This is a genomic window from Methylobacterium gossipiicola, from assembly GCF_900113485.1.
GTDB classification, from domain to species: domain Bacteria; phylum Pseudomonadota; class Alphaproteobacteria; order Rhizobiales; family Beijerinckiaceae; genus Methylobacterium; species Methylobacterium gossipiicola.
Map to the genome: position 1 here is coordinate 223,967 of NZ_FOPM01000005.1, position 20,760 is coordinate 244,726.

The window sequence follows — 20,760 nt, forward strand, 5'->3', positions numbered from 1 at the left end:
ACTTCAGAAATCAACCGCGATGCCCTTGATCTCCCAATCGTCGTAGCGGACCGGCTCCAGGCCGCCGCGCCCCTGACGTTCACGGGCGGCGGCGATCTCGGCGGCCCGCGCGTCGATGGCCTGCCGGCGTGCTTCGGCCTCGGCCAGCGCCCGCATGGCGGCTGGCGAAAGAGGCGGCCGCGGCGGGCTGTCCGGTCCGGCGTTTTCCGTGTCGTCCTCGATGGGCATGGGTTGCATCTCGGCGGCGAGGGGTGAAAGGGCTTTGGAACGAGAAGGCCCGGTTCGGGCCGATCCTAACGGAGAGATGGCCCTCATGGCGACACACCGTAACGCGGAGGGACCGACGACGGTCATCGACCGCACCGTCGCGGGCCTCGCCGCACGTCAGGTCGCCCACGGCGCGGTGGCCGATCTCCTCGGCGGTGCCCATGCTTTCGCCCTCGAAGACGCCCTCGCGCAAGCCGGGCGCCATGCCGGGCTCGACCCGGCCGATGCCGCCCTGGCCCGGGCCATCGCGACGGCGACGTTCCGGCGCCTCGGCTTCCTGAAGCAGATTCTGGCCGCCCGGCTGTCACAGGGGCTACCTGAGGGCCAACCTCGCCTCGTCGCCCTGCTGGCCACGAGTGCGGCACAGATCCTCGATCTCAACGTGCCCGACCATGCCGCCGTCGATCTCGGCGTCCGCATCGCCAAAGGCGATCCGCAGCTTCAGCACCTGTCGGGCCTCGTCAACGCGGTCCTGCGTCGGATCGTGCGCGAGCGCGCCGACATCCTCGCCGCCATGATCGATCCCCTCACCGACAACACTCCAGACTGGCTCGCTGGACGCTGGCGCGCCGCCTACGGCGAGGCGACGGCTGGGGCCATCGCACGAGCGCATCTCGCCGGGGCGGCCCTCGACATCACGGTCAAGAATTCGGCGGCCGAGTGGGCCGAGCGCCTCGGTGGTACCGTCCTGCCGACGGGAAGCGTGCGCCTGCATGAGGTCAGTTCGGCCGTGGCCGATCTTCCGGGCTATGCCGAAGGTGCCTGGTGGGTGCAGGACGCCGCCGCCGCGATCCCGGCGCGGCTGCTGAGCGTCACGCCCGGCCAGCGGGTGGCCGACCTCTGCGCGGCGCCGGGGGGCAAGACGGCGCAGCTTGCCTCCGCCGGCGCGACGGTGGTCGCCGTCGACCGCTCGGCGCCCCGCCTGGAGCGCCTGCGGGAGAATCTCGGGCGCCTCGGCCTCACGGCCGAGATCCGCGTCGGCAACGCCCTCGACGTCGAGGAGCCCGGCCAGTTCGATGCCGTCCTGCTCGATGCGCCGTGCTCGGCCACCGGCACCCTGCGGCGACACCCTGACGTGGCCTGGACCAAGGAGGGCAACGACATCCTTCGCTTGGCCGCCCTCCAGCGCCGGCTGTTCGACCGGGCGGCGATCCTGGTGAAATCCGGCGGCCTCCTCGTCTACTGCACCTGCTCCCTTGAGCCGGAGGAGGGCGAGAAGCAGGTGCGGGATTTCCTCAAGCGTAACGACGGCTTCGAGCGTGTGCCGGTAACGGTCGACGAACTCGGCGGACTCTCCGAATGCATCGACGCGCAGGGCGATCTGCGCACCTTGCCTTCGCACCTCGGCCGCACGACGCCCGGACAGATGGGCGGCCTCGACGGCTTCTTCGCGAGCCGCCTGCGCCGAGCCGCATGAGCCAAACACGAAGAGGCGACCGCCAGGGCGGTCGCCGACATTTCCTGATTCTTCGAGAAAACCGACCGGCGAACCCTGCGGGCTCAAGCCGTTAAACCACCGAGTCTTTCGTCAAGAAAGAAACCTGGTGGAGCTGAGCGGGATCGAACCGCTGACCTCCGCAGTGCGATTGCGGCGCTCTCCCATCTGAGCTACAGCCCCGTTCCGGGGTGCGGGCCTTTTAGGCTCGCACACGCCGGCCTGTCAATTCCGGAAATCCATTCGCTTTGCGTGCGCGTGACCCGCGCCCGGGGCGTTGGACCACGAGGACCTCGATCCCCCGCATGAACGCCTTCCTCTGGCTCTTCGACACCGTCGTCCAACTCTTCATCTACGTGCTCATCGCCAGCGCCGTCCTGAGCTGGCTGGTGGCGTTTAACGTCGTGAACGTCCGCAATCCCATCGTGTCGCAGATCGGCGAAGTGCTCTACCGGCTCACCGAGCCGGTGCTGCGGCCGATCCGCAACGTTCTGCCGAACCTCGGCGGCGTCGATCTGTCGCCCATCGTGCTGGTGCTGCTGCTCCTGTTCGCGAGCCGCCTGCTCCACGAATTTCTGCCGGTGCAGACCACCGTCTATATGCGCTGAACCCTGATCCCGGTGGGCCGGTCTCGACCCGCCGCAGCCTCCGAACAGCGTCGAGGGCGACGCGGAACCGGCATCCGCCCTCGCGAAATCCGCCAACAGGACGATCCGCTTCCATGAAGACCAATCCCGGCCGCTTCTTCGAGGATTACCGCCTCGGCGAGACCATTCGCCATGCCACGCCGCGCACGGTGACGACGGGCGATGTCGCCCTCTACACCGCGCTCTACGGCCCCCGCTTCGCCGTGCAGTCGTCGGACGCCTTCGCCAAGTCCATCGGCTACCCGCAGAGCCCCCTCGACGATCTGCTCACCTTCCACGTGGTGTTCGGCAAGACCGTGCCGGACATCTCGCTCAATGCCCTGGCCAATCTCGGCTATGCCGAAGGTGGGTTCCGCCGGCCGGTCTATCCGGGTGAGACCCTGTCCACGGTCTCCGAGGTCATCGGCCTGAAGGAGAGCTCGAACCGCCAGACGGGTGTTGTCTACGTGCGCTCCACGGGATCGGACGCGAATGGCGAAACGGTGCTGAGCTATTGCCGCTGGGTGCTGGTGAAGAAGCGTGATCCGGAAGCGAAGATCACCCAGGAGCACGTGCCGACCTTCGCCAAGGTCGTGTCGCCCGCCGACCTCGCCACCGCGCTGCCGACCCTCGCGACCGGCTCTTACGATTTCGACCTCGCCGGCAGTCCGCACCGCTTCGCCGACTACGTGGTCGGCGAGAAGATCGACCACGTCGACGGCATGACCGTCGAGGAAGCCGAGCACCAGATCGCCACGCGCCTGTTCCAGAACACCGCCAAGGTTCACTTCGATGCCTTCGCCACGAAGGACACGCGGTTCGGCCGGCGGCTGATCTACGGCGGCCACGTGATCTCGCTCGCCCGCGCCCTCAGCTTCAACGGTCTCGCCAACGCCTTCGCCATCGCGGGCATCAATGCCGGCCGTCACGTGGCGCCGCTGTTCGCTGGGGACACGGTCTATGCCTGGAGCGAGGTGCTGGAAACGGCCGAACTTCCAGGCCGGTCCGATGTCGGTCTGTTGCGCCTGCGCACGGTAGCGACGAAGAACCAGCCCTGCGGCGCCCATCCGGATAAACAGGGCGACGGGTACGATCCGTCGGTGATCCTCGACCTCGACTACTGGGCGTTCATGCCCCGCTGATCAGGGCGCGCCCCAGAGACCGGCCACGGCGTGCCTCAGCGGGTTCGCCGGGTCGGACAACAACCGAAGCGCCATGATGCAGGCAATGGTGACGAGGAGCGGCCGGATCAGGCGGGCGCCGAGGCGGATGGCGAGGCGGGCGCCGATTTGCGCGCCAAGGATCGCCCCCACCGCCATAGTCAGGCCGATCACCCAGGCCACGTGACCGCCGAACGCGAACAGGGCGAGGCTGCCGAGGTTGCTCGACGCGTTGGCGAGCTTGGTGTGGGCGGTGGCCCGCACGACGCCGAGGCCCAGCAGGGTCACGAACCCGATCATGTAGAAGGCCCCGGCCCCCGGCCCGAACACCCCGTCGTAGAACCCCACCATGGGCGCCCAGGTGAGGGCGAACAGGGCTGGACTGATCCGCGCCGTGGCGTCCTCGGCGCTCATGCGACGGGCCGTGGCAAAGTAGAGAGCGATTCCGATGAGCAGGATCGGCACGCCGGCATCGAGGACTGGTCGCGGCAGCAGGCTGACGCACAGGGCGCCGACAATGGATGCCAGCCCCGCCGCGACGGCGATCTTCCAGGCCGCCGGCCAGTGGATCAGGCCGCGCCGGGCGAAGGCATAGGTGGAGGAGACCGCCCCGGCCGATCCCTGCAGCTTGTTCGTCGCGATGGCGCTCACGGGATCGAGGCCGGCGAGCAGCAGGGTCGGCAGGGTGAGGAGACCGCCGCCGCCCGCGATGGCGTCGACACACCCTGCCGCGACCGCCACGGCGAACAGGCCCGCGAGCAGGCTGGGATCGAGACCGAAAATCATGACGCCTCTGGCAATGGTTCAGAAAGAGCCGACCGGAGGCAGGCGGAACATCGCGCTTCAGGACGCATCGGGCTTCAAGCGTCCTGAAGCGCGAAACGATCAGTTGCGGACGACGACCTTCGTGCCGACCTTCACCCGGTTGTAGAGATCGACGACATCCTTGTTGGTCATCCGGATGCAGCCCGACGAGACCGCCGCCCCCATGGTCTCGGGCTCGTTCGAGCCGTGAATGCGGTAGAGCGAGGAACCGAGATAAAGGGCGCGGGCGCCCAGCGGATTGTCCTGGCCGCCGGCCATGAAGCGCGGCAGGTCGGGGCGACGCGCCAGCATCTGAGCCGGCGGACGCCAATCCGGCCATTCCTTCTTCATGGTCACGGTCTTCTGACCGGTCCACGAGAAGCCTTGGCGGCCGACACCGACGCCGTAGCGCACGGCCTGACCGCCACCGAGCACGTAATAGAGCCGGCGCTGACTAGTCGAGACCACGACGGTGCCGGGCTTCTCACTGCCCTTCCAGGCCACGGTCTCGCGCGGGATGGCCTGCTCGCGAAAGATGTTCATGAAGTCGGCGATGGGGCCGCTGTCGAACAGGTTGCCGGCTCGCGCGTTCGGAGCCGCCGCGAGGGTGAGGGCGGCCGCCAGGGCCGATGCGGCGAAGCCGCGACGGGTCTGCATGATCTTGTCCTCCAGCCGAAGCGGGGCCGGCGCCCCGACGGCGCCAGACCCAACTGGCAGATGGTCGGGGCGTGCAGACTTGGCCGCCGCTGTCTGCACGGTCAACCGCGCCGGGGGCGTTGGCCCGAACCTGTGTGATCCCGGCAACGCCAGCTACCTCGGTTCTCGCACTCGGCGGCAAGCAACCATGACAGAATGCCGCAGGAACTTGTTGAGCCGGGCATTCGTCCCCACAGTCGGAGGGTGAGCGGTCCAGTCTCCCCTCAGGCGCCGGCCATTGGCAGGCTCTCTTCACGTTCGGCCTTGGGCCGAAGCAGGCTATTGCTGCGCGTCTTCCGGCTGCTGATCCTGCTCTTGGTCGCTTGCCCCGTCGTGATGGCGACGGCTGTGTTCGACACGCCCCCGCCGGTGCAGCATCGTGCCCTCCTGGGAATCGGGGCAACGTCCCTCTCCGACGAGACGCCTCAGCTGACCCGCCTCGGCAACGAGATCGACGACCTCCGTGAGGCCCTTCCCGGGCCGACCCCAAGGTTCGGTGTCGTCAGCCAGATGCTCGCGGCCTTCGCGCCACGGCATACCAACTGGCTTGAGGCCCGCCGCGAACCTCCGCCGGACAGGCCGCCGCGCCCGATCGGCTGATCGAGCACGCAGCGGCGTGCCCGGATCTCTTAACGGAACGTTGTGGTGTCCACCTGAAACTCACGCAGGGGTACAGATCGGTTCCGGATCGGGGCGCTGTCGTCGGTTCGCCAGATTCGTCCATCATACGATACCGGGCAGCGATGCTGCCGTCCCGTCGATGCCGAACGCATCCTCTCGTCCGGGCTGGCTCCCTATGGCCCGACGCTCGCTGCGCGATCCCCTCCCGATGCGGAGGCGGCCTTGCGTGGACCTTTGAATGCCGTGGTGCCGTCCCGACGATACGGGCTGCGCCGCGACCGAATTTCGCAGGAGCGAATCGATCGTGACGTCCCCCTCCACACGCATGCTCCGGGTCCGGTCGACCGCCGTCGCCGCCGGCATCGTCCTCGTCACCCTGTCGGCCTGTAACCAGAAGCAGCAGGCCGCCGCCCCGGTCCCGCCCCCGCCGCCGGAAGTGAGCATCGTGACGGTGCGCGAGCAGCCGATTCCGTACGTGCGCGATTTGCCCGGCCGCGTCGCCCCCATGCGGATCGCCGAGGTTCGCTCGCGGGTCTCCGGCCTCGTCATCAAGCGGACCTTCGAGCAAGGCAGCTTGGTCAAGGAGGGCGACGTCCTCTACAAGATCGATCCGGCGCCCTTCGAGGTCGAGCTCCAGAGCGCGGAAGCGGTGCTCGCCAAGACGGAAGCCGCCCTGGTTCTCGCCCGCCAGCAGGCCGACCGCCTGGAACAGCTCCTGTCGCGCCAGACGGCGAGCCAAGCCCAGTACGACAGCGCCTATGCGGGCCTGAAGCAGGCCGAGGCCGAGGTTGCCGGCGCCAAGGCGTCTCGCGACCGGGCCAAGCTGAATCTCAATTACACCGACGTGCGCGCACCGATCTCGGGTCGCATCGGCCGCGCCCTCCTCACCGAGGGCACGCTGGTCGATCAGGGTACGGCCGCGGTTCTCGCGACGATCCAGCAACTCGATCCGATCTATGTCGATATCACCCAGTCGGTGGGCGAACTGAACAAGCTGCGCCGGGACCTCGCCAGCGGCGAACTCTCGCGCCTCTCCGCCGACACCGCCAACGTCCATCTCATCATGGATGACGGCTCCCTTTACGGCTCGGCCGGGCGGCTTCTGTTTTCCGACGTCACCGCCGATCCGAGCACCGGTCAGGTGACCCTGCGCGTCCAGTTCCCGAACCCGCACGACGAGCTGTTCCCCGGCATGTATGTCCGGGCCCGGATCAAGCAGGGCATCGATACGGATGCCCTCGCGGTCCCGCAGCAAGCGATCCAGCGCACCAGCGACGGCAAGCCCGAGGTCTGGGTGGTGCGCGAGGACGACAAGGTCATGCTTCAGCCCATCGAGGTCGGCCCCGTGGTCGACAGCCAATGGATCGTGCGCGAGGGCTTGAAGGTCGGTGACCGTGTCGTGGTCGAGGGCGTTCAGAAGATCTCCGCCGGTCAGCCGGTGAAGACCGTGGACCTCCACCCCGCCACGGAGGAATCGAAGAAGCCGAAGCCGCGTGACACCGACGTGCCGGAGCCCGCGCCCGGCGCCCAATCCGCCGCTCAGGTGCGCTGAACCATGGCGCGCTTCTTCATCGAACGGCCGGTCTTCGCCTGGGTCGTCGCCCTGTTCATCATCCTGGGCGGCGTTCTGTCGATCCCGATGCTGCCGGTGGCGCAGTATCCGGTGATCGCCCCGCCATCCATCGCCCTCTCGACGGCATTTCCCGGCGCCTCGGTGGAAAGCCTCTACACCGGCACCACCCGCCTCATCGAGGACGAGCTCAACGGCGCTGCCAACATCATGAGCTTCGAGTCGACGACCGACTCGTTCGGCTCCATCAACATCACGGCGACGTTCCAGCCGGGCACCGATCCGGCCCTGGCCTCCGTCGAAGTGCAGAACCGCCTCAAGCGCGTCGAAGCGCGCCTGCCGGCGGAGGTGCGCCAGCAGGGCATTCTGGTGGAAGAGGCTTCGGCCGCGACGCTGAACATCATCACCCTCGTCTCGACGGACGGGAAGATGGACGAGATCGGTCTCGGCGACTTCCTCATCCGCAACGTCATCAACGAGATCCGGCGCGTACCGGGGGTGGGCCGCGCCACCCTCTACTCGACGGAACGGTCCCTGCGCGTCTGGGTCGACCCCGACAAGCTCCGCGGCCTGTCGCTCAGTCCCGAGGACGTGACGGACGCCATCCGCAACCAGAACATCCAGATCGCATCGGGCGCCGTCGGCGCGCAGCCGAGCCCGGTGAAGACCGCCGTGTTCGCGCCCATCATCGTCAAGGGCCAGCTCAACACCGTCGACGATTTCGGCGCCATCGTGCTGCGGGCCAATTCCGACGGCTCGAACGTGCGCCTGCGCGACGTGGCCCGGATCGAACTCGGCGGCGACGCCTACCAGTTCTCGACCCGCCTCAACGGCGGCGAGGCGGCCGGTATCTCCGTCACCCTCGCGCCCGACGGCAACGCCCTGGAGACCGCCCAGGCGATCCGGGCCAAAATGGAGGAACTGTCGCAGTTCTTCCCGCCGGGACTGAAATGGGACATTCCGTACGACATCACGCCCGCCGTGAAAGCGTCCATCGAGAAGGTGCTGCACACCCTCGTGGAAGCCGTGGTGCTGGTGTTCATCGTGATGTTCCTGTTCCTGCAGAACATCCGTTACACGCTCATTCCCACCATCGTGGTGCCCATCGCGCTGATGGGGACCGTGACGGTGATGCTGCTCGCGGGCTTCTCGATCAACGTGCTCACCATGTTCGGCATGGTGCTGGCCATCGGCATCCTCGTCGACGACGCCATCGTGGTCGTCGAGAACGTCGAGCGCATCATGAACGAGGAGGGGCTCCCCCCGAAGGAAGCCACCGCCAAGGCCATGGAGCAGATCACCGGCGCCATCATCGGCATCACCCTGGTGCTGGTGGCGGTGTTCATCCCCATGGCGTTCTTCCCCGGCTCGGTGGGCATCATCTACCGGCAGTTCTCCATCGCCATGGTGACGTCCATCGGCTTCTCGGCGCTGCTGGCCCTGTCCCTGACCCCGGCCCTGTGCGCGACCCTGCTGAAGCCCGTGGCGAAGGGCCATGCCCATGCCAAGGGCGGTTTCTTCGGCTGGTTCAACCGCATCGTCGACCGGGAGACGGCGCGCTACGGGCGCGGTGTCGCGTGGTTCATCAAAGCCTCGGGCCGGATCATGGTGGTGTATCTCGCCCTCGTGGCAGGCGTCGCCTTCGCGTTCATGCGCCTGCCGGAAGGCTTCCTGCCCCTCGAGGATCAAGGCTTCTTCACCGTCGATATCCAGGCGCCCCCCGGCGCCTCGTTTAACCGGACGCAGGCGGCGGTGCGGAAGGTCGAGGAACATCTCCTGGCTCAGCCCGGCGTCGCCACGGTGACGATGCTCAACGGCTTCTCGTTCTCGGGGCAGGGGGCGAATCTCAGCCAGGCCTTCGTGACCCTAAAGCCGTGGAGTGAGCGGGACGCGTCGAGTTCCGCCGCCGCCCTGGTGGCGGGCACCAACGCGGCGCTGGCCGGCTACCGCGACGCCATCGTCGATGCCCAGGAACCGCCACCCGTGGACAACCTCGGCAACGCGGCGGGCTTCTCGTTCCGCCTGCAGGACCGTGCCCAGCGCGGGTATTCGGCCCTCACGGCGGCTGAGACGCAGCTCCTGTCCCTGGCGAAGAAGAGTCCGGTTCTGCAGAAGATGAAGATCGAGGGTCTGCCGCCGGCTCCGCAGGCGGAACTCATCATCGACCGCGAAAAAGCCGCCGCCCTCGGGGTGAAGTTCGAGGACATCAATTCGACCATTCAGGTGAATCTCGGCTCGGTCTACACCAACGACTTCCCGAACCAGGGCAAGATGCAGCGCGTCTACGTCCAGGCCGAGCAGCTTCAGCGGATGCAGGCCACCGATCTGCTGAGCTACGCCGTGAAGAACGCCCAGGGCGCCATGGTGCCGATGTCGTCCTTCGCCGAACTCAAATGGGGCATGGGACCGAGCCAGATCGTCGGCTTCAACGGCTACCAGTCGGTGCGGATCACCGGCGAGCCCAATCCCGGCTACACTTCGGGCGACGCCATCGCCGAGATGGAGCGTCTGATGCAGCAATTGCCCAAGGGCTTCGGCTACACCTGGACCGGGCAGTCGCTGCAGGAAAAGCTCGCCGGCAGCCAAGCGAGCCTGCTCCTCGCCCTATCGGTGCTCATCGTCTTCCTGTGTCTGGCCGCCCTCTACGAGAGCTGGACGATCCCGCTTTCGGTACTCTTGGTGATTCCGCTTGGCGTCATCGGGTCCGTGGCGGCGGTGTATCTACGGGGCATGCCCAACGACGTCTACTTCAAGATCGGCCTCATCACGATCATCGGCCTTTCGGCGAAGAACGCGATCCTGATCGTGGAATTTGCGAAAGACCTCTGGAAGCCGGGCAAGAGCCTCGTCGACGCCACCATCGAGGCGTCGACCCTGCGGTTCCGCCCCATCGTCATGACCTCGCTGGCCTTCATCCTCGGCGTGGTGCCCCTGGCCATCGCGACGGGCGCCGCCTCGAAGAGCCAGCAGGCCATCGGCACGGGCGTGATGGGCGGCATGATCTCGGCGACCCTCCTCGCCGTGCTGTTCGTGCCGGTGTTCTTCGTGGTGGTGATGCGCCTGTTCCGGCGCAAGGAAGCAATGGAGGGCATGCAGCCCGAGGCGAAGCCGGCCGCCGCATCCCATCACCCCGCAGCGGCCGAGTGATCTGAGCACTGTACCGGGATACCGAAGGGATCATCCCTTCGGCGGGTGTCGGGCAGAGCCCGACGTCTTTTCCAGGGCCAGTTTCTCAGGACTCTTGCCTGGACCCGCGAAGGGCTTGTCCTTCGAACCCGAAACAAAAAGGGGCACCCGGTGAAAACCGCGTGCCCCTGTCTCGTGCGGTCCCGCCGCTCAGACTTCGCGGGCGACCATCATCTTCTTGATCTCGGCGATGGCTTTGGCCGGGTTCAAGCTCTTGGGGCAGGCGTTGGCGCAGTTCATGATCGTGTGGCAGCGGTAGAGCCGGAATGGGTCGTGCAGGGCGTCGAGACGCTCGCCGGTGTTCTCATCCCGGCTGTCGATGAGCCAGCGATAGGCCTGGAGAAGCGCGGCGGGGCCGAGGAAGCGGTCACCGTTCCACCAGTAGCTCGGGCAGGACGTCGTGCAGCAGGCGCACAGGATGCACTCGTAGAGCCCGTCGAGCTGCGCCCGGTCCTCCGGGGTCTGCTTCCACTCGCCCTCGGGCGCGGGGGTCTCGGTCTGGAGCCAGGGTTCGACGGAGGCGTGCTGGGCGAAGAAGTTCGTGAGATCCGGCACGAGGTCCTTCAACACCGGCATGTGCGGCAGCGGGTAGATCCGCACGGCGCCGGTCTTCTTGCCCTTGGCGTGCTCCTGACACTCGTCGATGCCCATGGTGCAGGCCAGAGCATTCTGGCCCTCGATGTTCATGGCGCAGGAACCGCAGATACCCTCGCGGCAGGAGCGACGGAACACCAGGGTCGAATCGACCTTGCTCTTGATCCACAGCAGGGCGTCAAGGACCATCGGCCCGCAATCGTCCCGGTCGACCTGATAGGTATCGACACGGGGATTCTTCCCGTCATCGGGGTTCCAGCGGTAGATCCGGAACTCCTGCAGGTTGTTTGCGCCGGCCGGGCGCGGCCAGGTCTTCCCCTCGGTGACCTGGGAGTTCTTGGGGAGGGCGAATTCAGCCATCAGGCGTCCCTGTACGTGTCTGAAAGAGATTAAGCGACGGCGGCATCCAGCCCGAGCGAAGGACTCAATACACCCGAGCCTTCGGCTCGATGTATTGGATCTCGTTCGACATGGTGTAGGTATGCACCGGGCGATAATCGATCGAGACCTGCTTTGAGGAATCGTCCATCCACGCAAGGGTGTGCTTCATCCATTCCTTGTCGTCGCGGTCCGGGAAGTCCTCGCGGGCATGCGCCCCACGGCTTTCCTTGCGGTTGGCAGCCGACTCCATGGTGACGACGGCTTGGCCGATGAGGTTGTCGAACTCCAGGGTCTCGAGGAGATCGGTGTTCCAGATCAGCGAACGGTCGGTGACGTGGATGTCGGCAAGGCCCGAAGCGACCTTGTGGATGAGGGTCTTGCCCTCTTCCAGCACTTCACCGGTGCGGAAGACCGCACAGTTGTTCTGCATCGTCTTCTGCATGGCGGCGCGCAGTTCGGCCGTGGGCGTGCCGCCGTCGGCGTAGCGGAAGCGGTCGAGACGGCTTAGCGCCTTGTCGGCGGAGCCCTTCGGCAGGTCCATCTGGCGGCGACCGGGTTCGACGATCTCTGCGCAGCGCAGGCCCGCCGCGCGGCCGAACACCACGAGGTCGATGAGGGAGTTGGAGCCGAGGCGGTTGGCCCCGTGCACGGAGACGCAGGCCGCTTCGCCGAGCGCCATCAGGCCCGGCACGACCGTGTCGGGATTGCCATTCTTCAGGGTCAGCACTTCGCCGTGATAGTTCGTCGGGATGCCGCCCATGTTGTAGTGCACCGTCGGCAGCACCGGGATCGGCTCCTTGGTGACGTCGACGCCCGCGAAGATCTTCGCCGACTCGGAGATGCCCGGCAGGCGCTGGTGCAGGATCGCCGGATCGAGGTGGTCGAGGTGCAGATAGATGTGGTCGCTCGACTTGCCGACGCCGCGCCCGGCCCGGATCTCCATGGTCATGGAGCGGGAGACCACGTCGCGGGAGGCGAGGTCCTTGGCGGACGGCGCGTAGCGCTCCATGAAGCGCTCGCCCTCGGAATTGGTGAGGTAGCCGCCCTCGCCGCGCGCGCCCTCGGTGATGAGGCAGCCGGCACCGTAGATGCCGGTGGGGTGGAACTGCACGAATTCCATGTCCTGCAGGGGCAGGCCGGCGCGCAGCACCATGGCGTTGCCGTCACCCGTACAGGTATGGGCCGAAGTCGCCGAGAAGTAGGAGCGACCGTAACCGCCCGTCGCCAGGATCGTCTGCTGGGCGCGGAAGCGGTGAATTTCGCCCGTCGCCTGATCGATCGCGATGACGCCGAGGCAGCGGCCCTCGTCATCCATGATGAGGTCGAGGGCGAAGTACTCGATGAAGAAGTTGGTGTTGTTCTTCACCGCCTGGCCATACAACGTGTGCAGCATGGCGTGGCCGGTGCGGTCGGCCGCCGCGCAGGTACGCTGGGCGGTGCCCTTGCCGTAATCCGTGGTCATGCCGCCGAAGGGGCGCTGGTAGATCTTGCCCTCTTCCGTGCGCGAGAACGGGACACCCCAGTGCTCGAGCTCGTAGACCGCGGCCGGCGCGTTGCGCACGAGGTACTCGATGGCGTCCTGATCGCCGAGCCAGTCCGAGCCCTTCACGGTGTCGTACATGTGCCAGCGCCAATCGTCCGGCCCCATGTTGCCCAGCGACGCCGAGATGCCGCCCTGGGCCGCCACCGTGTGAGAGCGGGTCGGGAACACCTTCGTGATGCAGGCCGTGCGCAGGCCCGCCTGGGAACAGCCCACGGTGGCGCGCAGGCCCGCGCCGCCGGCGCCGACGATGACGACGTCGAAGGTGTGGTCGATGATGGCGTAGGCGGGCGTGCCGCTCGATCCGTTGCTGGCCATGGACAGGTCCTTCGGTTCTCGGATGCGGTCAGACGAGGCGGGCGAGGCTCACGCGCAGGATCGCGTAGAGGCAGGCCACCGCGACGGCGACGGCGTAGGTGGTGTTGGCGAACAGGGCCGCGAATTTCAGGCCCTTGTCGTGGACGTAATCTTCGATGACCACCTGCATGCCGATGCGCATATGGAGGGTCACCGACAGGACGCCGCCGATGAGCACGAGGGCCGCCAAGGGATGCGACACCAGGGCGACGGCCTCGGGGTAGGGGCGCCCAGCCATCATGGCGATGATGACGATGAAGCCGATCATCAGCGGGATGTTGAGCGCGGCGGTGACGCGCTGCTGCCACCAATGGCCGGCGCCGTGTCCGGAAGCGCCGAGCCCCTTCACGCGGGCGCGGGCGGTACGAAGGCTGGGGGAGGGTTGGGCCATGGTGCGGCTCCTCAGCGGATCACGAGGGCGAGGGCCCAGATCAGGACGGTCAGGATCACGGAGCCGATGAGGGTGCCGCGCGCTAGCCACATGCGGCGCTCGCGATCGAAGCCGTGGCCGACATCCCAGATGAAGTGGCGCAGACCGCCGAGCATGTGGTGCAGGAGCACCCAGGTGTAGGCGAACAGCACGAGCTTGCCGAACACCGAACCGAAGAAGCCCGCAACCCAGCCATAGGCCGCCGGCCCGGCCGCCAGGGCCACGAGCCAGATCGCCACGAGGGCGGTGCCACCGTAGAGGGCCGTGCCGGTGATGCGGTGGAACACCGACATCGCCATGGTCCAGGTCCAGCGATAGACCTGAAGGTGCGGCGAAAGCGGTGCGGTGACCGTGGGACGGGCGGTGGGAGCCATCGTGTTTCCGACTTTCTCGATGGGTGACGCGGCGCCGTGACGCTGCAGTGCAAAAAGATTTTGGACCGTCTCTAATCTGCCCGTACGCCCGCGCCAATCCGCAATCCAGATTCCGGGAATGGGACCGGCGACAGTTCTCGACATTCGTAAGTCGGGCGCCGCGCCGTCATGACAACCGCCCCAGCACCCGCCACCAGGCGTAATCCAGGGGTGCGACGATGATCAGCGAGGCCACCCCCATCACCAGGGTTAGCTTCGTCGCCTGGGCCAGGGGCACGCGGCCGAGGTCCATCGCCATGACGATGGGGGGCGCCTGATAGGGCAGAAACAGGGTCGAGTAGCCCAGCACCTGAACCATGACCACGCTCATGAGATCGAGGCCGCTCGCCCGCGCCATCTCGCCGGCAAGCGCGGTGTAGAGGGCCGGTGCGCCGTTGGCGGTGACGAGCACTGTCAGAAGCGCCGCGGTGCCGCTGAGGATTCCGAAATTGTAAGCCGGCGCGTCCGGTTCCAGGGGGGCGAGGCGCAGGAGCGCATGCCCGAGGGCAGCGCCGAGGCCAGTGGCGTTCACCGTCGCGACGAGGCCGAGGAGGGCCGCGACGTAGAAGCAGGTCCGCAGGTTCACAGCGCCGAAGGCGTCCGCCGGGAGCACGCCCACGCGCGGCATCAGACAGATCACCGCCGCCGTGAGACCGATCCAAGCCGGGGCGATATGGTGCAGGCTGTCGGTGACCCAGAAGCCGAGGGTGGCGGCGAGGATCACGGCGAGACGCCGGGCCTCCGGCGTCAACGGGGGGACCGCCACGACAGCGCCGTCGCCGCGCGCCAGCCGGTCGGGAAACAACCGGACGATGGCGGCGACGAGGATCATGCCCTTCACGAGGGCCAGCACCGGAGCGTGCAGGAGGAAATAGGGCAGGTAGGAGACGTGCAACCCGTATTGGGCTTCCGCCGTGCCGGCCATGACGAGGTTCGGCACGTTGGCGGGTAGAATCGCCGCGGAGAGGAGCGGCGTCGCGAGCCCGACGGCCAGCACCGCCCCATAGCGGCCGGGGCGCCCCGGAACGAGGCCGTAGGCATCACAGAGCGCCAGCACCACGGGAATCAGCAGCGCGATGCGCCCGAGATTCGACGGCATCACGAAAGCGATCCCGAAGGCCAGGGCTACGAGGCCGGCGATGAAGCCGGTGTAGGAGCCCGACAGATAACCCGAGAGGCTTCGCGCGAGGCGATCCCCGAGGCCGGTCCGGGTCATGGCGAGACCCACCACCATGCCGCCCAGAACGAGCCAGAACGCCGACGACGCGAAGCCCGAGAATACCACGTTCGGGGGTGCCAGCCGGCACAGCGTGGCGACGGTGAAGAACAGGAGGGCGGTGACGATCTCGGCAACGAGGCCGCTCGCCCACAATCCCATACAGACCACGAGCAGGGCGCCGGTCACCCAGACCGTCGCGTCTCCCCCCAAGTCTGGCACTGCCTGCATGCGCCCATTCCGATGCCGACGCGCGCCGCATGCACCGCCAGCCGGCAAACAGAACCGCGAATGAGAACAGTTCGCAATTCGGCAGTTCGGCACCGATCCTTCGCGGATGGCGAAGGATCGCTCAAAATCTCAGAACCGGGCGGGATCGAGTTCGAAGGTGGGTGGCAGCGCTTCGAACCAAGCACTGTAGAAAGGATCTTGCGGAATCCGTTTCGCCCAGCGTGCGCGGAAACGGGCATGCTCGGCCGGATCGACGGTGCGGGCGCGGTTGCGGCTTTCGTAGTGATAGAGTTCGGCTTGGGCGCAGTAGACGATGCGCTGGCCCCGCTCCCACAGGCGCAGGCACAGATCGACGTCGTTGTAGTTGACGGCGTAGCCTTCGTCGAAGCCGCCGAGCGACCGGAAATCCGCCGCGCGGACCATGAGGCAGGCGCCCGTTACGGCGAGGTAGTTGCGGTTTCCCACGGTCGAGAAGAAATGCCCCGGATCGTCGCCGGGATAGCCGCGCCGGACGTGATCGGGCGTGGCATCCACCACGGAGACGCCTGCGTGCTGGATCTCGCCCGTCTCGAACAGGAGCTTCGGCCCGACGGCGCCGACGCCCTCGATCTGCAGCAGCGCCAGCATCGCCTCGAGCCAGTCGGGCGTGATCACCGCGATGTCGTCGTTCAGGAAGACGAGCACCTCGCCCGTGGCGAGGCCGGCCCCGAGATTCATCTTGGCGGCGACGTTGAAGCCCGGCTCCGCATAGGTGATGCGCCGCGCTTCATGCCGCTCCAGGGCGGCCAGGGTCGTCGGGCGCAGGTCGCCATTGTCGACGACGACGATCTCGATGTCCGCGTACGTGCTCACCGCCCGGACGCTGGCGAGGCAGGCGGCCAGAAGATCGACGCTGCGCCCCCCGACGACGCTGTCACGGCCGGCGGTCGGAATCACGATAGTGACGCGCGGCGCGCCCACGATTCGGCGGCGCAGGAAGAAGCAGCCGGCATAGGGGGAGGGCCTGACGAAATCGAGGGCGCCGGTGCGGCGCGCCCGGTCCTCCAACCCCCGGACGGCGGCGGCGATGACGTAGTCCTTGTTGTCCATGGCCTGGGCCGTGGAGCCGGGGATGGCGCGCCAATGGTAGAGCACCTTCGGCACGTGCCGGACGTTGCGGACATGCTCGGTGTAGCGCAGGGCGAAGTCGTAATCCTGGGCGCCGTTGCATTCATCGCGAAAACCGCCGATGCGCGCCACGATGTCCATGCGGTAGAGGGCGAGGTGAGCCGTGTACATGCACGCCTCAAGCGCTTCGGGCGACCAATCCGGCTTGAAGAACGGATCGTAACGCACGCCCTCGACGGAGATCTTGTCCTCGTCCGAGTAGATGAAATCCACGGTCGGATCGTCGTTGAGGACGCGGACAAATTCGTAGAGCGCGTTGTCGGGGATCGCGTCGTCGTGATCCATCAGGGTCATGTATGCGCCCGTCGCGAGCGCCATGGCGTCGTTGGAGGCGGCGGAGATCCGGCCGTTGACCGCGCGGCGATGCAGCTTGATCCGAGGCTCGGCGGCGGCATAGGCCTGAAGCATCGGCCAGACATGCGGGCTCGGCGAGTTGTCGTCGCAGAGGCAGAGTTCCCAGTTCTCGTACCCCTGCGCCCGCACCGACGCGATGGCGGCCTCGAGCCAGGGTTTCGGGGTGTCGTAAACCGGCATCACGATGGAGATGCGCGGGGTCACGGCAAAGTCTGCGATGGCCGCCCTCATGGCCGCGACGGAGGGGCGGTCAGGCGTCTCCACGGCCTCGATCCAGGCGGCGTAGGAGGCCGGAACTGGGCGCGGCCGGGCGCTGGCGAGGAAGTCGCGCCACAGGGCGAGGGGCGAGCGGGTTCGCAGCAGGGCGCCCAAGCGGGGGAGGGCGCGCTCACCCGGCGCCAGCCGCGCCCGTAGGCGCCGGGCGATCTCGGCGTAAGCTGCAAGGGGCCCGAGGTGATTGAGGGTGATCGCCCCGAGGGTAAAGCCACCGGCACCGCTCAACGGATCAAGGCGCAGGCCACGCACCCGGCGCGGCAGGCGAACGAGGTTGTCGATCCCCGCCTCGTCCCGTTCGAGGGGGATCGTCAGAGCCTCGCGAAACCCCTTACCGTCGTCGATGTAGAGAAGGGGCACGAGCTTGGTGCGCCCCACGGGCGCGAGATCGGCCCGGATGCGGACCCAGCCGCCGCGATGCCGGCGCTTTCCGTCCGGCGGCAAGATACGGAAATAGGGATCCGACCCGACGGCACGCCAGACCCCCGGGGCCTCGGCGACGATCTGGTGGATGGGATCGAGGCGGCAGCGCACCGGTCGCGACACGTGGAGGGGGCCTTTCCTCGGGCGGAGATTCCGCGCGGGTCTAGGCGCCACGACCCGGAACGGCAATCGCCGTCCGGGTCGGGAGATTCTCACGCGTGCAGGGCTTGGGCGAGTTCGCCCTTCGACATCTTCGAACGGCCCGGAATGTCCTTCTTGCGCGCCTTCGCCAGAAGTTCGGCCTTGGTCGAACTCTCCGCGTCCCGGGCGGCGGCGGATTTCTTCGCCACGTCTGCGGGCTGCTTCGAGTGTTGGCGGCCCTTGGCGGAATCGGCCTGCTTCTTCTTCGTGGATCGCTTATACTCGGAGTCGGACAGTTTCTCGCGGGCGGCCTTCGGCAGATAGCGCTCGCCGGTTTCACCGCTCTTCTTGCCGGACTTCGTATCCCACTCCTCCTCGGTCCACTCCTTAAGATGGTTACCGGGCGATTTCTTACCGGCGTAGCCGCCACCGGCGTCCTTGTAGGCTTTCGTGGCGGCCTGAGCTTTCCGAGCCGACCATTGGCCGGGCTTGCCGCCCTTGTCGGACTCGGTCACCTCCTTCTTCACTTTCTCCCACAGGGCCGGATTGGTCTTTTTCGCAGTGGCGGGCATGGAGACATCCTCGCGTTGTTCTGAGCGACAACCGGAGGCACGCGCCCGCGTTCCGCCCGCGTCGCGTCATCCACATCTGTCATGAAACTGTCGGATGGGGCGGCGATAGCCCGGGTTCGGCGAAGGCTTTCGGGTCGACAATGTCGGCGGCGCGGCGCATCACGCGAGCGTCGCAACGAACGAGCGGCGGGAACAGACAGTCCATGAGCGAGCACGACGCGCAGCACCGGCCCACGGTCTTCATCGACGGCGAAGCGGGCACCACCGGGCTCGGCATCCGTGAGCGCCTGGAGCGCGAGGGTCGCGTGACGCTCAAGAGCATTCCGCACGAGCACCGCAAGGACGTGGCGGTCAAGCGCGACCTCATGGAATCCGTCGATCTCGTGGTGCTGTGCCTGCCCGACGACGCGGCGCGCGAGACCGTGGCCTTGGCCGATTCGATGCCGGGTGGCGGTCCACGCATCCTCGACGCCAGCACCGCCCACCGGGTCGATCCGGCCTGGGTCTACGGCTTCGCGGAACTGACGCCGGACCAGCCGCAGGCGATTCGGGACTCACGTCGCGTGGCGAATCCCGGCTGCTACCCCACGGGCGCCGTGGCGCTGATCCGTCCCCTGGTCGAAGCGGGTTTGCTGCCGGCGGAGACGCCGATCTCCATCAACGCCGTCAGCGGCTACAGCGGCGGCGGCAAAGGCATGATCGAGACCTACGAGGCGGGGGAGGGGGCGCCGTTCCAACTCTACGGCCTTGGCTTCGCGCACAAGCACTTGCCGGAGACGCAGACCTATGGCGGCCTGACCCGGCGACCGATCTTCATCCCCTCGGTGGGCAATTTCCGCCAGGGCATGCTGGTGAGCATTCCGCTGCACCTCGATACGCTGCCCGGACGGCCCAGCGCCTTGGCCCTGGAGGCGGCCCTGCTCGCGTATTACGCCGGTGGCGGACTGGTCACGGTGGTTCCGGAGCCGCATCCCGAGCGCATCGAGCCGGAGGATCTGAACGATACGGACCGCCTCGAATTGCGGGTATACCGCTCCGAGACCTATCCGCACGCCGTGCTCGTCGCCCGCCTCGACAATCTCGGGAAGGGCGCCTCGGGCGCAGCGGTCCAAAATATCGGCCTGATGCTCGGCCTCGATTAGGTATTCAGTCTAGGTGTTTGATCCCGCGGTGTGGTGGTACGATTAACCACCATGCTGCGAGGGATGCGCTATGGGCCAGGTTCTTCATGAAAGCGCCACGACGACAGAGGCAGTCCGTCGCGCAATCCAGCTCCGTGAAGAGAGCGTAAGAGCGCTGGCCAAGCGCTACGGCGTCAGCCCGACGACGGTGCAGAAGTGGCGCAAACGGACGAGCACAGTGGATGCCCGGATGGGCCCAAAGGAACCGCGCTCCACCGTGCTCACCGTCGAGGAGGAAGCGATCATTGTCGCCTTCCGCCGGCATACCCTGCTGCCGCTTGACGACTACCTCTATGGCTTGCAGCCGACGATCCAGCACCTGACGCGATCCTCGCTGCATCGCCGCCTGGAACGGCACGGCATCAGCCGACTACCCGAGATCGAAGGCGACAAACCCAAGAAGCAGCGCTTTGCGACCGACGCCATTGGCTACGTCCACATCAACATCGCCGAGGTGAGCACGGCCGAAGGTAAGCTCAGGCTTTTCGTAGCCATTGATCGAACCGGCAAATTTGCCTTCGGGCGGCTCGTGGAGAGCGCCGGCAAGATGGAGGCAGCCCAGTTTCTCCGCGACTTCATCGAGGCGGTGCCTTACCGCATCCACACCGTGCTCACAGACAACGGCGTTCAGTTCACATCACGTCGACAGGACATCTACGATAGTCAGCATATCCTCGACCGCGTCTGCGACGAGCACGACATCGAGCATCGGCTGACCAAGGTGAACCATCCTTGGACCAACGGGCAGGTCGAGCGGATGAATCGCACCATCAAGGATGCGACGGTCAAGCGCTACCACTACGACAGCCACGACTAGGGCCTGTCGTCGCTTGAACGGATTGGCGCGTTTTGCGTTTTCGTCTCTCTGATTGCGGGAGGGACGATGCTGAGCGACGCGCAATGGTCTGAACTGGAGCCTCTGGTCGAGGCGTGCCGGCCCAAGGCCAAGACGCCGCCGCAGGACCTGCAACGCACGCTCTCGGCGATCCTGTGGCGGCATCGGAACGGCGCCAAATGGCGGGCGATCCCGGAGGAACTGGGTCCGTGGTGGCGGGCCGCCCAGATCTTCATCCGCTGGTCCCGGGCCGGTGTCTGGGAGCGGCTGCTCAGCCTGGTGCAGGA

Annotated in this window: 18 protein-coding genes, 1 tRNA gene and 1 pseudogene; 9 read left to right on the forward strand and 11 right to left on the reverse strand. The window is 67.0% G+C overall.

Annotation, left to right across the window (positions count from 1 at the left end):
* Window positions 1-3: 3 nt before the first annotated feature.
* On the reverse strand, window positions 4-228 hold the full coding sequence (locus BM249_RS06395; RefSeq protein ID WP_091970067.1) for a DUF1674 domain-containing protein: 225 nt from the start codon (window positions 226-228) through the stop codon (window positions 4-6).
* Between the two features lie 85 nt (window positions 229-313).
* Between BM249_RS06395 and BM249_RS06400 the strand changes: the two genes are divergently transcribed.
* Window positions 314-1,684, forward strand: a complete 1,371-nt coding sequence (locus tag BM249_RS06400; RefSeq protein WP_091970136.1) for an RsmB/NOP family class I SAM-dependent RNA methyltransferase — start codon at window positions 314-316, stop codon at window positions 1,682-1,684.
* A 125-nt stretch (window positions 1,685-1,809) separates the two neighbouring features.
* On the opposite strand, the gene BM249_RS06405 is transcribed toward BM249_RS06400, so the two are convergent.
* Window positions 1,810-1,885 (reverse strand) — tRNA-Ala (locus BM249_RS06405).
* Between the two features lie 122 nt (window positions 1,886-2,007).
* Here BM249_RS06405 and BM249_RS06410 point away from each other — a divergent pair.
* The gene (locus tag BM249_RS06410) at window positions 2,008-2,310 is read left to right on the forward strand and encodes a YggT family protein (RefSeq protein ID WP_091970069.1); all 303 of its coding nucleotides are present in this window, start codon (window positions 2,008-2,010) and stop codon (window positions 2,308-2,310) included.
* A 113-nt stretch (window positions 2,311-2,423) separates the two neighbouring features.
* Window positions 2,424-3,470, forward strand: coding sequence for a MaoC family dehydratase (locus BM249_RS06415; protein WP_091970071.1), 1,047 nt, complete (start codon window positions 2,424-2,426; stop codon window positions 3,468-3,470).
* Here BM249_RS06415 and BM249_RS06420 read toward each other — a convergent pair whose 3' ends face one another.
* Both BM249_RS06420 and BM249_RS06425 read right to left on the reverse strand, forming a co-directional pair.
* Window positions 3,471-4,274 (reverse strand): TSUP family transporter, encoded by an 804-nt coding sequence (locus BM249_RS06420; protein ID WP_091970073.1) that lies wholly within the window; start codon window positions 4,272-4,274, stop codon window positions 3,471-3,473.
* Window positions 4,275-4,373: 99 nt separating this feature from the next.
* Complete coding sequence (locus BM249_RS06425) at window positions 4,374-4,949, reverse strand: L,D-transpeptidase (protein ID WP_091970075.1); 576 nt, start codon at window positions 4,947-4,949, stop codon at window positions 4,374-4,376.
* Between the two features lie 321 nt (window positions 4,950-5,270).
* Between BM249_RS06425 and BM249_RS06430 the strand changes: the two genes are divergently transcribed.
* The 3 genes from BM249_RS06430 to BM249_RS06440 all read left to right on the forward strand — a co-directional run bounded on the left by BM249_RS06430 (window position 5,271) and on the right by BM249_RS06440 (window position 10,326).
* Window positions 5,271-5,588: a hypothetical protein gene (locus BM249_RS06430; RefSeq protein ID WP_091970077.1), complete on the forward strand. Its 318-nt coding sequence runs from the start codon at window positions 5,271-5,273 to the stop codon at window positions 5,586-5,588.
* A gap of 346 nt (window positions 5,589-5,934) precedes the next feature.
* On the forward strand, window positions 5,935-7,161 hold the full coding sequence (locus BM249_RS06435) for an efflux RND transporter periplasmic adaptor subunit (protein ID WP_091970079.1): 1,227 nt from the start codon (window positions 5,935-5,937) through the stop codon (window positions 7,159-7,161).
* A gap of 3 nt (window positions 7,162-7,164) precedes the next feature.
* Window positions 7,165-10,326, forward strand: coding sequence for a multidrug efflux RND transporter permease subunit (locus BM249_RS06440; RefSeq protein ID WP_091970081.1), 3,162 nt, complete (start codon window positions 7,165-7,167; stop codon window positions 10,324-10,326).
* A gap of 189 nt (window positions 10,327-10,515) precedes the next feature.
* Here the strand turns inward: BM249_RS06440 and BM249_RS06445 are convergent, their stop codons facing one another.
* From BM249_RS06445 to BM249_RS06475, 7 genes are all read right to left on the reverse strand, one after another.
* Window positions 10,516-11,319 (reverse strand): succinate dehydrogenase iron-sulfur subunit, encoded by an 804-nt coding sequence (locus tag BM249_RS06445; RefSeq protein WP_091970082.1) that lies wholly within the window; start codon window positions 11,317-11,319, stop codon window positions 10,516-10,518.
* 64 nt (window positions 11,320-11,383) lie between these two features.
* Window positions 11,384-13,198: a succinate dehydrogenase flavoprotein subunit gene (gene sdhA / locus BM249_RS06450; RefSeq protein WP_091970084.1), complete on the reverse strand. Its 1,815-nt coding sequence runs from the start codon at window positions 13,196-13,198 to the stop codon at window positions 11,384-11,386.
* Between the two features lie 28 nt (window positions 13,199-13,226).
* Complete coding sequence (gene sdhD, locus BM249_RS06455; RefSeq protein WP_091970087.1) at window positions 13,227-13,628, reverse strand: succinate dehydrogenase, hydrophobic membrane anchor protein; 402 nt, start codon at window positions 13,626-13,628, stop codon at window positions 13,227-13,229.
* Between the two features lie 11 nt (window positions 13,629-13,639).
* The gene (sdhC, locus tag BM249_RS06460; RefSeq protein WP_091970089.1) at window positions 13,640-14,041 is read right to left on the reverse strand and encodes a succinate dehydrogenase, cytochrome b556 subunit; all 402 of its coding nucleotides are present in this window, start codon (window positions 14,039-14,041) and stop codon (window positions 13,640-13,642) included.
* 166 nt (window positions 14,042-14,207) lie between these two features.
* Window positions 14,208-15,527: an SLC13 family permease gene (locus BM249_RS06465; protein WP_091970092.1), complete on the reverse strand. Its 1,320-nt coding sequence runs from the start codon at window positions 15,525-15,527 to the stop codon at window positions 14,208-14,210.
* 129 nt (window positions 15,528-15,656) lie between these two features.
* Entirely contained in the window at window positions 15,657-17,867 is a 2,211-nt protein-coding gene (locus tag BM249_RS06470) for a glycosyltransferase family 2 protein (protein WP_244528613.1), read from the reverse strand.
* Window positions 17,868-17,956: 89 nt separating this feature from the next.
* The gene (locus BM249_RS06475; protein WP_091970096.1) at window positions 17,957-18,457 is read right to left on the reverse strand and encodes a hypothetical protein; all 501 of its coding nucleotides are present in this window, start codon (window positions 18,455-18,457) and stop codon (window positions 17,957-17,959) included.
* A 203-nt stretch (window positions 18,458-18,660) separates the two neighbouring features.
* Between BM249_RS06475 and argC the strand changes: the two genes are divergently transcribed.
* The 3 genes and pseudogenes from argC to BM249_RS06490 all read left to right on the forward strand — a co-directional run.
* Window positions 18,661-19,599, forward strand: a complete 939-nt coding sequence (gene argC, locus BM249_RS06480) for an N-acetyl-gamma-glutamyl-phosphate reductase (RefSeq protein ID WP_091970098.1) — start codon at window positions 18,661-18,663, stop codon at window positions 19,597-19,599.
* A gap of 70 nt (window positions 19,600-19,669) precedes the next feature.
* Window positions 19,670-20,452 (forward strand): annotated as a pseudogene (locus BM249_RS06485) (IS481 family transposase); the annotation flags it as partial.
* Window positions 20,453-20,521: 69 nt separating this feature from the next.
* A partial coding sequence (locus BM249_RS06490; RefSeq protein ID WP_143103695.1) for a transposase occupies window positions 20,522-20,760 on the forward strand: 239 nt, incomplete at its 3' end.

Bases quoted from the DNA above. Each gene is read 5' to 3' on its own strand.
- sdhA (WP_091970084.1), bottom strand. From the start codon at position 13,198: ATGGCCAGCAACGGATCGAGCGGCACGCCCGCCTACGCCATCATCGAC.
- BM249_RS06475 (WP_091970096.1), bottom strand. From the start codon at position 18,457: ATGCCCGCCACTGCGAAAAAGACCAATCCGGCCCTGTGGGAGAAAGTG.
- sdhC (WP_091970089.1), bottom strand. From the start codon at position 14,041: ATGGCTCCCACCGCCCGTCCCACGGTCACCGCACCGCTTTCGCCGCAC.
- BM249_RS06410 (WP_091970069.1), top strand. From the start codon at position 2,008: ATGAACGCCTTCCTCTGGCTCTTCGACACCGTCGTCCAACTCTTCATC.
- sdhD (WP_091970087.1), bottom strand. From the start codon at position 13,628: ATGGCCCAACCCTCCCCCAGCCTTCGTACCGCCCGCGCCCGCGTGAAG.
- BM249_RS06465 (WP_091970092.1), bottom strand. From the start codon at position 15,527: ATGCAGGCAGTGCCAGACTTGGGGGGAGACGCGACGGTCTGGGTGACC.
- argC (WP_091970098.1), top strand. From the start codon at position 18,661: ATGAGCGAGCACGACGCGCAGCACCGGCCCACGGTCTTCATCGACGGC.
- BM249_RS06420 (WP_091970073.1), bottom strand. From the start codon at position 4,274: ATGATTTTCGGTCTCGATCCCAGCCTGCTCGCGGGCCTGTTCGCCGTG.
- BM249_RS06395 (WP_091970067.1), bottom strand. From the start codon at position 228: ATGCCCATCGAGGACGACACGGAAAACGCCGGACCGGACAGCCCGCCG.
- BM249_RS06415 (WP_091970071.1), top strand. From the start codon at position 2,424: ATGAAGACCAATCCCGGCCGCTTCTTCGAGGATTACCGCCTCGGCGAG.
- BM249_RS06425 (WP_091970075.1), bottom strand. From the start codon at position 4,949: ATGCAGACCCGTCGCGGCTTCGCCGCATCGGCCCTGGCGGCCGCCCTC.
- BM249_RS06435 (WP_091970079.1), top strand. From the start codon at position 5,935: ATGCTCCGGGTCCGGTCGACCGCCGTCGCCGCCGGCATCGTCCTCGTC.
- BM249_RS06400 (WP_091970136.1), top strand. From the start codon at position 314: ATGGCGACACACCGTAACGCGGAGGGACCGACGACGGTCATCGACCGC.
- BM249_RS06445 (WP_091970082.1), bottom strand. From the start codon at position 11,319: ATGGCTGAATTCGCCCTCCCCAAGAACTCCCAGGTCACCGAGGGGAAG.
- BM249_RS06440 (WP_091970081.1), top strand. From the start codon at position 7,165: ATGGCGCGCTTCTTCATCGAACGGCCGGTCTTCGCCTGGGTCGTCGCC.